9 protein-coding genes are annotated in these 12,765 nt (G+C 69.9%); 5 read left to right on the top strand and 4 right to left on the bottom strand.

The genetic code is table 11. The features are described from left to right. Nucleotides 1–51: 51 nt before the first annotated feature. Together H293_RS0130085 and H293_RS60350 are read right to left on the bottom strand one after the other, a co-directional pair. The gene (locus tag H293_RS0130085) at nt 52–1,077 is read right to left on the bottom strand and encodes a DUF4232 domain-containing protein (protein ID WP_020121537.1); all 1,026 of its coding nucleotides are present in this window, start codon (nt 1,075–1,077) and stop codon (nt 52–54) included. Between the two features lie 57 nt (nt 1,078–1,134). Then, entirely contained in the window at nt 1,135–1,257 is a 123-nt protein-coding gene (locus H293_RS60350; protein WP_259294552.1) for a hypothetical protein, read from the bottom strand. Between H293_RS60350 and H293_RS59290 the strand changes: the two genes are divergently transcribed. Beyond that, a complete protein-coding gene (locus tag H293_RS59290) occupies nt 1,256–1,438 on the top strand; it encodes a hypothetical protein (protein ID WP_199790213.1) in 183 nt (60 codons plus the stop codon). The two genes, H293_RS60350 and H293_RS59290, sit on opposite strands and share 2 nt — an antisense overlap. Nucleotides 1,439–1,452: 14 nt before the next feature. On the opposite strand, the gene H293_RS0130075 is transcribed toward H293_RS59290, so the two are convergent. Continuing rightward, nucleotides 1,453–2,877 carry a non-reducing end alpha-L-arabinofuranosidase family hydrolase gene (locus tag H293_RS0130075; RefSeq protein ID WP_028808316.1) on the bottom strand — a complete coding sequence of 475 codons (1,425 nt, stop codon included), beginning with the start codon at nt 2,875–2,877 and terminating at the stop codon, nt 1,453–1,455. A 502-nt stretch (nt 2,878–3,379) separates the two neighbouring features. Continuing rightward, on the bottom strand, nt 3,380–5,647 hold the full coding sequence (locus H293_RS0130070; RefSeq protein ID WP_020121535.1) for a M4 family metallopeptidase: 2,268 nt from the start codon (nt 5,645–5,647) through the stop codon (nt 3,380–3,382). 434 nt (nt 5,648–6,081) lie between these two features. Between H293_RS0130070 and H293_RS0130065 the strand changes: the two genes are divergently transcribed. The 4 genes from H293_RS0130065 to H293_RS0130050 all read left to right on the top strand — a co-directional run bounded on the left by H293_RS0130065 (nt 6,082) and on the right by H293_RS0130050 (nt 12,739). Beyond that, nucleotides 6,082–6,618: a cysteine hydrolase family protein gene (locus tag H293_RS0130065; RefSeq protein WP_020121534.1), complete on the top strand. Its 537-nt coding sequence runs from the start codon at nt 6,082–6,084 to the stop codon at nt 6,616–6,618. A gap of 601 nt (nt 6,619–7,219) precedes the next feature. Beyond that, nucleotides 7,220–9,355: an alpha-galactosidase gene (locus H293_RS0130060; RefSeq protein WP_020121533.1), complete on the top strand. Its 2,136-nt coding sequence runs from the start codon at nt 7,220–7,222 to the stop codon at nt 9,353–9,355. 18 nt (nt 9,356–9,373) lie between these two features. Further along, nucleotides 9,374–10,882: a glycoside hydrolase family 43 protein gene (locus tag H293_RS0130055; RefSeq protein ID WP_020121532.1), complete on the top strand. Its 1,509-nt coding sequence runs from the start codon at nt 9,374–9,376 to the stop codon at nt 10,880–10,882. Between the two features lie 99 nt (nt 10,883–10,981). Beyond that, nucleotides 10,982–12,739 (top strand): cellulase family glycosylhydrolase, encoded by a 1,758-nt coding sequence (locus H293_RS0130050; protein WP_020121531.1) that lies wholly within the window; start codon nt 10,982–10,984, stop codon nt 12,737–12,739. Nucleotides 12,740–12,765 lie beyond the last annotated feature (26 nt).

Genomic DNA, 12,765 nt, shown 5'->3' with positions numbered 1-12,765 from the left:
GCGCGAGGACGTACACGGCGAGCGCGCACCCGATCACGACGAGGAGCGCGATCACGGACGCTCGGCTGCGGTGCCGCCCGCGGGGTCCCTGTGCGTCTCGTCCTTCCGCCACGGACCGACGCCGAGCCTTCCGGTCGTCCCGAGGTCGAGTTCCGGCACGACCATCACGGGATCGGCTGCGGGCTCGGCCCAGACGCGGACGTACGGCGCGTTCACCGGTTCGCCGGCCTGGGTGGTGTTGCGCCAGGCCAGCCCGGCCACCGCGGCCTCACCCGGACGCAGGACGACCGGCTGGGGGCCCCTGTCGCCTCCGAGACCGGTACTGATCTGATCGGTCCCCCGGAGAATCCGTACGCCGTCCACGGGGCGGTGGTCCTCGTCCTGGATCGTGACTCTCGGGTAGCCGGTGAGCCGAATGGGGCGGGTACCGCAGTTGACCAGGTGCAGGCCGACGGCGCGCAACCCCATTGCCGCGTCGCCCTCGTCGGCGTAAAGGCGCATGCCCGACTTCGGGCAGGTTCCCGAGGCGGACGACGCCTCGGCTTGAGGAACGCTCCGCACCTTGATCACCTTCACTCCCGTCACCTCGGGGGCGTCACCGTCCCTCTCCCCCACGACGACGGTGCCCTTGACAGTCTGTCCCGGCCCGACCGCCTCGACGGTCTGCTCCGCGTTGTCGACCGCGCCTCCGGAGGCCGAGAGGAACCCGAAGGTCAGCGTGTAAGTGGCGGTCTCCGTCTGCTGGTTGGTGAGCTCGAAGTCCGCGCTGTTGTCGACTCCCGCGCAGCCGCTCTCGAGGCCCCAGGCGTACAGCGCGGTGATCTTGACGCCGTCCTCGGCCACACCGTTCACGGAGGGCAGCGGCAGCGCGGTCGGCGTGCCGGAGGGGCGAACGGACGGCTCCGAGGATGCGCTGCCGTACCGGGCGAAGTCCGACGGGCACAGCGCCTCGGCCCGGACCGGACCGCCGTCACCCTCCCCGACCTCCCCGCCGGACGAAGCGCTCTCAGAACCGCAGGCGGCGAGCAGCAGGGCGGCGGCGAGGACGGCGGGAGTAGTGCGGGAGGCGGTCGACATCCGCCCACTCCACCAGGGGGACGCCCAAGTGGGCTGTGGTGGAACCCACACCTCCGGTCACAGCGGTGTCACAGATCGTTTGATCCCGTCGTCACCGGAGTCGGCGGCCAGGGAGACGCCCAGGTGGTAGCCGTAGACCATGCGCGTGCAGCCGGAGCATTCGAGGTGGCATGTACTCATGGAAGTCGGCGCCCTCCAGCCGGAAGCCCCGCGCGTCGAGACAGCCGTACCCGGCCTCGCCCAGCACCTGCCTGCCCTGCACCTCAGGGCGCCCCCCGACTTCGGCCCGACGCGAAGCGCGATCGGCGGCCCTGCGGAGGAACCCCAGCCGACGCGCGGCTGGGGTTCCTCGACGCGATGAGTACGGGTCGACGGTCAGCGTTGCAGGGTGAGGACGCCCGGCCGCCACGGCAGTTGGTCGTAGGGGCCGCTCGCGCTGGGGGACTTGCCCTGGTAGAGGAGCTGCAGGTTGCAGGGGTCGATGGTCTTGGTCTGGTCGGGGTTGTTGCGGACCAGGTCACCGTGGCTGATGTCGTTGGTCCAGGTGGCACCGCTGTTGGCCTTGCCCGCGAAGGGGTTGGACTCGGTGGCGGCCTGCGGGGTCCACGAACCGTTCAGGCTGGAGGCCGTGAACGAGCGGAAGAAGCGCTGCTCGTTCGCACCCCGAGCCTCGACGATCATCAGGTACTGGTTCTGGCCCTGGACCTTGTACACCTCCGGTGCTTCGAACAGGTTCTTCACCGTGTCGCTCATGACCGTCGTGTACGACGAGCCGAAGTTGCCCGGGAAGTTCCCGATCGGCATGCTCGCCCGGTAGATCTTGCCGTTGTCACCGGCGAAGAACAGGTACATGTTCTGGTCGTCCCCGATCAGGGTCTGGTCGATCGGGGCGGCGCCGGAGATGCTGCCGGTGAACAGGGGCTGCGGCGCGGACCAGCCGTTGGGGTTGGTGGGGTCGCTCGACGTGCGGTAGATGAAGGGCCACTGACCCCACTGGTACGCCAGCACCCAGATGTTCTTGGGCGCGAAGTAGAACAGCGTGGGCGCCACCGTGGCCTGGCTCATCCCGGTCTGGCGGGCCGACGCCATGTCGGACCAGTTCGTGAAGGGAGCGAACGCCATCGAGCCGTACGACGATCCCGACACGTTCGACGCGTAGACCAGGTGCTTGCCGTTGTACGTCACGTTGGTGAAGTCCTTCAGCGAGACCCACCCGTTCGCGGGCTGCGCCAACGCTCCCGTCGACGTCCACCGGTACGAGGACGGCAGAGTGCAGTTGCCACCGCCCGGCGGGGTCGTCCCGGACAGGCCGGTCCACTTCTGGTTTCCGGCGCCGTTGCACGTCCAGATCTCCACCGCCGTGCCGTTGGCCGTACCGGAGCCCGTGACGTCCAGGCACAGTCCGGACTCCACGCCGACGATCGTGCCGTCGGAGTTCACCCGCCACTGCTGGTTCGCACCCCCGCTGCAGGTCCAGATCTGCACGCGCGTACCGGCCGTGGTGGCGTGGCCCGGAACATCGAGGCACTTGTTGCCGAACACGGTCAGCTGGTTGCTGTCCGTCGCCGTCCACTGCTGGTTGGTCCCGCCCGAGCAGTCCCAGATCTGCAGGTACGTGCCGTCGGTCTGGCTGGAATTCGGCACATCGAGACATCGGCCGGCGGCGACACCGCGCAAGGCGCCGCTGGTGGCCGCCTGAGCCGGGTTGGCGACGAGCATCGCCGCCAACGCGACCAGGGCCGCCACCACGGCGGCGAGCACCACGGACATACGTCCGCGGTCGAAACTACGTCTGCGCATGGGGACCTCGTTGTCCTTGAGTGAGCGGTTCCGGCTGCCCCACCTGGAGGCCGGCCGGACTGTCGAGGTGGTGCGGTGCGTAGCGGTCCGTGGCGGCGAAGGGCCGGTGGCCGCCGTCAGCACACGACGGCGAAAGCGGGGTTGACAAGACCATGACATATGCATCGCGCGGCATACCCCTTGCGGCTCGGGAGCGGCCCTCTCGTTCGCCATGCCGAACAACAGTCGAACTATCGAGCAATCTGGATGATAGGGAACCGCGGAACGGCGTCAATACTTCTCGCATGATTCGCCGGGAATCCCGAAACTTTCGACAGGGCGAGGACCCACCAGAGGAGTCACCCGAACGTGCTGACGGACGAGAGGAGTTCGCCCGGTCGGCCGAAACTCGCCGTCGACGTCGCCGACTTTCAGCCGCGATCTCGGTCAACGGTCTTCCACAGGCCTCGAACTGAACCGCCCGGATCCCTGAGGGATCCGGGCGGCGGGCGGTGCTGTCAGGTCAGGGAGCCAACTGCCAGCGCGCGATGTACCCGACGTCGATGGACGCCCGGTCCTGCACGCGCAACTTCCAGGTGCCGTTGAGCGGTTGTGCGGAGGCGTCGACCGTGAAGGTCTGGTCGACGTTGTCGGCGGAGCCGCCGCTGCGGTTGAGCAGGGAGTAGACGGTGCCGTTGGGGCCGACGAGATCCACGGTCAGGTCACCGCGGTAGGTGTGGACGATGTTGACGTAGACCGTGGTGGTCGCGGAGGCGTTGCCGTCGCGGCCGGAGATGGTCACCGGGGACTCCACTGCGGCCCCGTTGTCGGGAATGTCCACCCGGGTGGCGTTGGCGTAGACGTAGGCGATGTGCCAGCTGAAGGTCTCCGAGGCGCTCGCGCCGGTGCTGTCGGTCACCTTGACGGTGACGTCGCCGGTGCCGAGGGTGGTCGGGCTGCCGCTGATCAGACCGGTCGGGCTGATGGTCAGGCCGTCGGGCAGGCCGCTGGCCTCGTAGGTCAGGGTGGCGTCGGTGTTGGTGGTGTAGGCGTCCAGCTGGAGGCTGACCGCCTGGTTGAGGCCGCTGGTCTGGTCGGCGACCGGGGCGAGGTTGACGCCCAGGGCGATGCGGTTGCCGACGTTGATCGCGGCCCAGGAGTCGGCGACGGCGAGGTAGGTCGGACTGTAGGCGCCGAACAGGTCGGCGGCGGCGGACAGGGTGGCGGTGCGGGCGCCGGCGTAGTTGGTCGTCGAGGTCATGTACGTCGTCAGCGCGCGGTACCAGATCGCGGCGGCGTTCTCGATGCCGATGCCGGTGACGGGACGGCCGTCGTAGGTCGGGCTGTCGTAGGAGACACCGTTGACCGTCTTGGCGCCGCTGCCCTCGGAGAGCAGGTAGAAGAAGTGGTTCGCGGGGCCGGACGAGTAGTGGACGTCGATGCCGCCCAGGTCGGAGCTCCAACTGTCCCTGGAGTCACCGTCCTTGGAGGGCTTGTCCATGTAACGCAGCGGCGTGCCGTCGCCGTTGATGTCGATCTTCTCGCCGACGAAGTAGTCGCCGGGGTCGGCCGCGAGGTTCTCGTGGAACTCGACGGCGGCGGCGAAGATGTCGGAGGTCGCCTCGTTCAGGCCGCCGGACTCGCCCGAGTAGACCAGGCCCGCGGTGGCGGCGGTGACACCGTGGCTCATCTCGTGGGCGGCCACGTCGAGCGCGGTGAGCGGGTGGGTGTTGCCCGAGCCGTCGCCGTAGGTCATGCAGAAGCAGGAGTCCTGCCAGAAGGCGTTGACGTAGTTGCTGCCGTAGTGGGCGCGGCTGTAGGCGGCGACACCGTCGTTGCGGATGCCGTTGCGACCGTAGGCCTCCTTGTAGAAGTCCCAGGTGGCCGCGGCCCCGAAGGCCACGTCGACGCCCGCGGTCTGGCGGTTGGACGGCAGGCCGGTGCCCCAGACATCGTTGTCGTCCGTGAACAGGGTGCCGGTGCCCGAGGTGCCCTGGTTCAGGTCGTACGTCTTGTGTCCGGCGCGGTCGGGGTCGACGAGTTGGTACGCCGATCCGGAGGGGGTGGTGCCGAGCGGGACCGTGCCGACGTACTGGCCGGTGCCCTCGCCGGTGTGCACCTTCTCGGCGGCCAGGAGTTCCTTGCCGGTGGCGGCATCGGTGACGACCTGGAGCTCGCTGGGCGTGCCGTCCCGCTGGACGCCCTTCACCAGGGTCTCCCAGGCGAGGACGGGCTTGCCGGTGCCGGCCCAGATGACCCGCCGGGAGGAGTTCTCCACCTCGGCGCGCTTGACGTGATCCTTCTTCGAGGCCGCGAGAGCCTTGTCGGTGGCCCCGGCAGCCGTGATCTTCGGGCTGAGAGTGGACACCGAGAGGCGTGCCGCGTTCGCCTTGGTGACGGTCGTACGGCCGCTGCTGTCATGGACGACGAGGTCGCCGCCCAGGACGGGCAGGCCGGCGAAGGTGCGCTCGTAGCGGGTGTGCGTGGTGCCGTCGGCATCGGCGATGACGTCCTTGACGACGAGCTTCTCCTTGGCGCCGAGACCGATGCGCCGCGCCGTCTCGGCCGCCGCGGACCGGGCGCTCTTGACCAGGGCGGTGCGGCGGGCGGGCGTCAGGGAGGTCTGGGTCGCGCCGGCCCGGGGGGTGGCAGTGATCTTCGCACGCCCCGGGTCCGCCGGGGCCGCACCGGCCAGGCCGGGGGCGGCCACCACGAGCAGGGAGCCAACGGCGGTGAGGGCAAGGGCACTTGCGCGTCTGCGTCGGACGAGGGCGCGGTGGGTCAGGGACAACGGGTTCTCCTTCGGTACGAGAGCCGGCCCGTGGTGGGGGCCGTGGACGAGGCGGATCGGCGGGGTACGCCGGTCCGGAGCGCTGCACGGCATGCGGGTGGAAGGAGGTGGGGGGTGACGGAAACGCGACTGGTCTCGCGCGTTGCACCTGTGAGGGAACTGTGATTTCTCGGAGAAGAGTGGCACTGCGTGCCCAACGTTGTCATGTGAGCATCAAGACAACGGCTTGAACTGACCATGCGCACCCGGCAAATCGGCACATGGGGCGCCGGTTTTCAGCCGTCGAGGGAGCATCGGTCCCCCGCGTCGATGTCATCGCCGAGCCGGGAGTCGAGGGGCCGGTCAGCACCCGCAGCATGGCGCGCTCCCCCGGCCCGGCCAAGGACAGTGCCGTAGTCCCTGTTGACACCCCTTGCACTGGGAACCCGGGGGTCATGAGCAAGACCGCGCTGATCGTCATCGACATGATCAACACCTACGACCACCAGGACGCCGAACTGCTGCTTCCCTCGGCTCGCAAGGTGGTTCCGGTCCTCTCCGACCTGCTGAGGACAGCTCGGTCGAAGGACATCACGGTGATCTACGTCAATGACAACTTCGGTGAGTGGCGCTCTCATCACGGTGAGCTGCTGCAGCAGGCTCTCGCGGGGCCGCACGCCGACCTGGTGGAACCGGTGAAACCGGACCGCTCGTCGCTGTTCGTGCTCAAAGCACGACACTCGGTGTTCTTCGAGACGCCGCTGTCCTACCTGCTGCGCCAGCAGGACATCGAACGGCTGGTGCTGTGCGGCCAGGTGACGGAGCAGTGTGTGCTCTACTCCGCCCTCGACGCCCACATCCGCCACTTCGAGGTCGTGGTGCCGCGCGACGCGGTCGCCCACATCCACTCCGACCTCGCGGACGCGGCACTGCACATGATGGAGCGCAACATGGGTGCGCGGGTGTGCGACAGCGGTGAACTGTGGGACTGAGCCGCGTGCCGTTGCCCTTCGGACGGGGCGTCGGCTGCTCGCGGCCTGCCGGCGGGGCGTCGGGCCGTGCCGCAGAGGGAACCGTCCCGTCGCGTTTCTGACGGGCTGCCTGCCCTCCTCCGGCTCACCCTGCGGCTCCGGTTGCGCACCCGCACTGCCACCTGTCGCACGCCGTTCGACACCCCCGCCGAGTGCTGGTGCCGCCGTCGCCTGCCAGATGTCCGCCGCCTGGCGGTGCTTTCTGGCACATTGTTGAAGCGCTTCGACTCTCCCATCGGGGCCACAGCTCGGTCGATGACGCCGGTAAAAGAAAGTTTCTTGGCGCCGCCAACCCCTTGTTGCCCGGGAAATGTGCCATTAACGTTCCCGGCCAGGCGAAGCGCTTCGACACGGTGAAGGGAAGGGCCGCCGCCATGACCTACGAGTGGCACCGCACAGCCCTCGTCCACCCGCGCGGGCCGAGTCCGTCGCCCGGCACGCCCCGGGCGACGGCCGATGGCGCTTCCTGATCAGGCACATTGCCGAACCGGTGCTCCGCCCGTGCTCGGCCGCGCCGTGCTTCGCGTCGCCTGACCTCCCCCACCTCCCCGGAAAGGCACCCATGACCAGCGCACCGCAGACCCTCCGGTGGGGCCATCAGGCCCTTGAGGTCGAAATCGGCGTCGACGAGGACGGCACTCCCCGGCTCACCCGGATCGGCCTGCCCGGCGGGCCGCGGCCCGAGCGGCGGAACTGGCCCCCGCTGCCGCTGGTGGAGGTGACGGCCGCGGGCCACGGCCGCGCCTGGTCGGGCGGACGCCTGATCGACACGTCCCTCGGCGGACGGCTGCGCTACCGCGCCCACCGCATCGGCCGCGACGGTGACTGGCACGTGCTGCACGTCGAGCTCCACGACCCCGAGACCGGTCTCGTCGCCGAGGTCACCTACCGCTCACCGGACGGCGTGCCCGTGCTGCGTGCCGAGGTGGCCCTGCGCAACGACGGTGAGGCGACCCTGTACCTGGAGTCGGTCTCCTCCCTCGTCGTGGGCTGTCTCGCCGACGGCCCGCAGGCCATCGCCGCCGCCGATCTGTTGTGGGCCGAGAACGACTGGGTCGCCGAGTGCCGCTGGCAGCGCCGGCCGATGCGCGTGACCTCTCCGGTCCTCGCCGATCGTGTCGTCTTCGACAACGGCAAGGGTGAGTTCACCCAGACCGGTCGGGGCGTGTGGTCCAGCTGCGGCCGGCTGCCCATGGGCGGCCTGACGGACCGTCGTCTCGGCCGTACCTGGGTGTGGCAGATCGAGCACAACGGCGGCGGCTGGCACTGGGAGTGCGGCGAACGGGACACGCTCGCGTACCTGGCCCTGTTCGGCCCGAACGACACCCACCACGGCTGGCGGCATCCCCTGGAGGCAGGCGCACGGTTCACCACCGTGCCCGTGGCCCTCGCCTTCGGCGACGAGGGCGGCCCCGACGAGGCGTTCGCCGCGCTCACTCGCTATCGCCGTGCCGCCCGCCGTCCGCACGCCGACCACGAGCGGTTGCCCGTCATCTTCAACGACTACATGAACTGCCTGATGGGCGACCCCACCACGGAGAAGCTGCTGCCGCTGATCGACGCGGCGGCCGAGGCGGGCGCGGAGTACTTCGTCATCGACGCCGGCTGGTACGACGGCGAGAACGGCGGCTGGTGGGACAGTGTGGGCGCCTGGGAGCCGGCGGCCTCGCGCTTCCCCGGGGAGCGCGGAATCCACGAGGTCCTCGACCGCATCCGCGAGCGTGGCATGGTGCCCGGCCTGTGGCTGGAGCCGGAGGTGATCGGCGTCCGCAGCCCCATGGCCAAGTCCCTGCCCGACGAGGCGTTCTTCCGCCGCGACGGGGTCCGCGTCACGGAGACCGGCCGCCACCACCTGGACCTGCGCCACCCCGCCGCCCGAACCCACCTGGACCGGGTCGTGGACCGCCTGGTCGGCGAGTGGGGGGTCGGCTACCTCAAACTCGACCACAACATCGACCCCGGCTCCGGCACCAGCGCCCACCCGGGCGAGACCCCGGGCGCGGGCCTGCTCGGCCACAACCGCGCCCACCTCGACTGGCTCGACGGCATCCTCGACCGCTACCCGCACCTGGTCGTGGAGAACTGCTCCTCCGGCGGGATGCGCTGGGACCACGCGCTGCTGTCCCGGCTCCAGCTCCAGTCCACCAGCGACCAGCAGAACCTTCAGCTGTACGCACCCATCGCGGCGTCGGCGCCCACCGCCGTCACCCCCGAACAGGGAGCCGTCTGGGCCTACCCCCAGCCGGAGGACTCGCTCGACGAGGTCGCCTTCACCCTGGCCAACGCCCTCCTGGGCCGGATCCATCTCTCCGGTCGGCTGCCGGATCTGCGCCCGGAAGCCCTGGCCCTGGTCCACGAGGCCGTCGCCACGTACAAGCTCATCCGCGCCGACCTCGCGCGCGCCGTCCCGTCCTGGCCCCTCGGCCTTCCGGCCTGGGACGACCCCTGGATCGCCCTGGCCCTGCACACCCCCGACACCACCTACCTCACCGTCTGGCGCCGCCCCGGCACCGAGCCCACGAGCTCGCTGCCCCTGCCCCACCTCCGCGGCCGCGCGGACCGCGTCGAGGTGCTCCACCCCACCGTGAGCCGGGCCGGCATCGACTGGAACCCCGACACCGCCGACCTCACGCTGACGCTGCCCACGGCCCCGTCCGCGGTGCTGCTCCGCCTAGAACACACGCCAACTACCCGATAAATGAAAGGTTTTGACCAGGTGACAGACGAGCAGGGGGCGGAAGCCACCGTGTCCAATCCCGTGATCCCCGGCTTCCACCCCGACCCCAGCGTCTGCCGGGTGGGCGAGGACTACTACGCCGTGTGCTCCAGCTTCGAGTACTTCCCCGGCATTCCCGTCTTCCACAGCCGCGACCTGGTGCACTGGACGCAGATCGGCAACGCCCTGGACCGGCCGGGCCAGCTGCGGCTGCCGCTGGACTCGCCCTCCTCGGGAGGCATCTACGCGCCGACCCTGCGCCATCACGACGGCCGCTTCTGGCTGATCGTCACCAACGTCAGCAGTGACGGCAACATGCTCTTCACGGCGACCGACCCCGCGGGTCCCTGGTCCGATCCGGTACGGCTGCCAGGGGTGCCCGGCATCGACCCGGACCTCGCCTGGGACGAGGACGGCACCGCCTGGTGCACGGTCGCCGGAGTCTCCCAGGTCCGCCTGGACCCGTACACCGGCAGGACGCTCGGAGAGCCGCACAAGGTGTGGTCCGGTGGCCCCGATGCGATGGCTCCGGAGGCACCGCATCTGTACCGCATCGGCGCCTACTGGTACCTGCTCATCGCCGAGGGCGGTACCGAGCGCGGCCACGCCGTCTCGATCGCCCGCGGGCCGTCCCCCTCAGGACCGTTCGAGCCCTGCCCGCACAACCCGGTCCTCACCCACCGGGGCACCAACCGGCCCGTCCAGAACACCGGGCACGCTGATCTGGTCCAGGCTCCCGACGGCTCGTGGTGGATGATGCTGCTGGCCGTGCGGCCGGGGGGTGGCACACCGGGCTGGCACGTGCTGGGCCGCGAGAGCTTCCTGGTGCCGGTGCAGTGGGTGGACGACTGGCCGGTCGTGGGCGAGGTGCCGCTCGAACTGCCCCCGCCTGCCTGGCCGTTGGTCCCCGGACCGGCCGAGCCCGCGCGGGACGACTTCGACCTCGGCGAACTGCGCCCGCAGTGGATCTCCCCGCGTGACCGCTCCCCGGAGCACTGCACGACGAAGGAACGCTCCGGCTGGCTGACCCTGCGGGCCCGCGGCGACTCCCTGGACCAACCGGACGTCGTGTTCGTCGGCCGCCGGCAGCAGCACCTGGCCTGCGAGGCACGCACCAGGGTCGACGCGGACCAGGGGCGCGGCGGGCTCGCCGTCCGCCTGGATGAGGAGCACCACTACGAGATCGAGGTGTTCGAGGGAGAGGTGCGGGTGCACGCCCGTATCGGGCCCCTGCGCACCGTCCTGGCCTCCCGGCCGGTACCCTCCGGCCCCGTGGTGCTCGGCGTCCGGGTCTCCCCCGCTCCGCCCCGGGGCCCCCGCACCGGGCCGGACACCCTCACCTTCGGCATCGAGGAGCCGGACGGCATGTTCGCCGAACTGGGATCCCTCGACGGCCGTTACCTGTCGACCGAGGTGGCCGGCGGCTTCACCGGCCGGGTCATCGGCATGTACGCCTCGGCCGGCACCGTGCACTTCGACTGGTGCCACTACGCCCCCCTCGGCCCCTGACCGACCAGCCCCCACCCTCCGGCGCGCCTCCCTCGACCACCTGCACGCACCTCCCCCCACGGGCGGAATCTCCGCTCGGCCGACACAGAAGGGTCAGAGATGAAGGGAACGCACCACCCCACCGGCCGCCGCAGCCGTGGTCCCGGCCGCGTGCTGGGCCTCCTGCTGGCGCTGGTCACCATGATCGGGGTGACCAGCACCGCGGCCCTCGCCGCACCCGCCCACCAGGGCTCGCTCCCGGCACGGCTTTCGCTCGCCGCGAGCCCCATGGACACCGTGGCGGCGATGCAGCCCAGCTGGAACATGGGCAACACCCTGGACGCCATCCCCGACGAGACGTCCTGGGGCAACCCGGCGGCCACCAAGGCCCTGTTCGACACCATCAAGAGCCAGGGCTTCCGCAGCGTCCGCATCCCCGTCACCTGGACCGACCACCAGTCGTCCTCGGCTCCGTACACGATCGACGCGACCTGGATGAACCGCGTCAAGCAGGTCGTCGACTGGGCGCTGGCCGACGGCCTGTACGTCGTGCTCAACGTCCACCACGACTCGTGGCAGTGGATCGCCACCATGCCCACCGACCATGACGGCGTCCTGGCCCGCTTCAAGGCCACCTGGACCCAGATCGCCGCCACGTTCAAGGACTCCCCGCGCTCCCTGCTCCTGGAGAGCAACAACGAGCCGCAGTTCAACAACACCACCGACGCCCAGGGCATCCAGTACAACGACGAGCTCAACACCGCGTTCCACAGCGTCGTACGCCAGTCCGGCGGCAACAACTCGACCCGGCTGCTCGTCCTGCCCACGCTGCACACGAACTCCGGCCAGGCCTTCCTGGACGCCCTGGCCGCGAACATGAAGTCGTTCAACGACAGCAACCTCGTGGTCACCGTGCACTACTACGGCTACTACCCGTTCAGCGTGAACGTCGCCGGCGGCACGCAGTTCGACGCCACCTCGCAGAAGGACATGACCGACCACTTCGCCCGGATCCGCGCCACCTTCACCTCCAAGGGCATCCCCGTCTACAACGGTGAGTACGGGCTGCTGGCCTACCCCGACTCCAACCACCCCTCCCGGGTCGAGCGGGGCGAGGCGCTGAAGTTCTTCGAGCGGTTCGGCTACGAGGCCCGCACCGCCCGCGTCACCACGGCCCTGTGGGACCCCGGAACCTTCGCCTACCTGAACCGCACGACCCTGCGGTGGACCGACCCGGCGCTGTTCGCCGCGATCAGGTCCAGCTGGACCGCGCGTTCGGGAACCGCTTCCTCGGACCGGATCTTCCTGGCGAAGTCGAGCGCCATCACCGCCCGGATCCTCACCCTCAACCCCAACGGACGCACCTTCCAGGGGCTTTGGCAGGGCAGCACCCGACTCACCCAAGGCAAGGACTACACCGTCTCCGGCAACCAGCTCACGCTCACGGCCGCCGCCCTCACCAGACTCGCGGGCAACCGCGCCTACGGGACCCACGCGACCATCGAGGCCCGGTACTCCGGCGGACTGCCCTGGCAGATCTACGTGACCACGTACGACAGGCCGGTGCTGTCCGACGCGACCGGCTCCACCAGCGGTCTCACCATCCCCACCCAGTACCGGGGTGACCAGCTGGCGACCATGGAGGCCACCTACGCCGACGGCTCCAACGCCGGGCCCGTCAACTGGAGTCCCTACCAGGAGTTCAACGTGTCCTTCAGCCCGGACTACTCCGGCGACGGGCTCCTGCTGACCTCCGACTTCCTCAACGCGCTCCGGGACAACACGCAGGCCACGCTCGTCTTCCACTTCTGGAGCGGCGCCGCCGTGACCTACCACGTATCCAAGAACGCCGGTTCGGTGACCGGTACCGTCGTCTGATCCAACCGCCCCGGGTGCCGTCCAGG

It is taken from the genome of Streptomyces canus 299MFChir4.1 (genome assembly GCF_000383615.1).
Lineage (GTDB): Bacteria > Actinomycetota > Actinomycetes > Streptomycetales > Streptomycetaceae > Streptomyces > Streptomyces canus_C.
The sequence above is the reverse complement of the archived record's forward strand: the minus strand, read 5'-3'. Positions and strand labels throughout refer to the sequence as shown.

Bases quoted from the DNA above. Each gene is read 5' to 3' on its own strand.
- H293_RS0130060 (WP_020121533.1), top strand. From the start codon at position 7,220: ATGACCAGCGCACCGCAGACCCTCCGGTGGGGCCATCAGGCCCTTGAG.
- H293_RS0130075 (WP_028808316.1), bottom strand. From the start codon at position 2,877: ATGCGCAGACGTAGTTTCGACCGCGGACGTATGTCCGTGGTGCTCGCC.
- H293_RS60350 (WP_259294552.1), bottom strand. From the start codon at position 1,257: ATGAGTACATGCCACCTCGAATGCTCCGGCTGCACGCGCATGGTCTAC.
- H293_RS0130065 (WP_020121534.1), top strand. From the start codon at position 6,082: ATGAGCAAGACCGCGCTGATCGTCATCGACATGATCAACACCTACGAC.
- H293_RS0130050 (WP_020121531.1), top strand. From the start codon at position 10,982: ATGAAGGGAACGCACCACCCCACCGGCCGCCGCAGCCGTGGTCCCGGC.
- H293_RS59290 (WP_199790213.1), top strand. From the start codon at position 1,256: ATGGAAGTCGGCGCCCTCCAGCCGGAAGCCCCGCGCGTCGAGACAGCC.
- H293_RS0130085 (WP_020121537.1), bottom strand. From the start codon at position 1,077: ATGTCGACCGCCTCCCGCACTACTCCCGCCGTCCTCGCCGCCGCCCTG.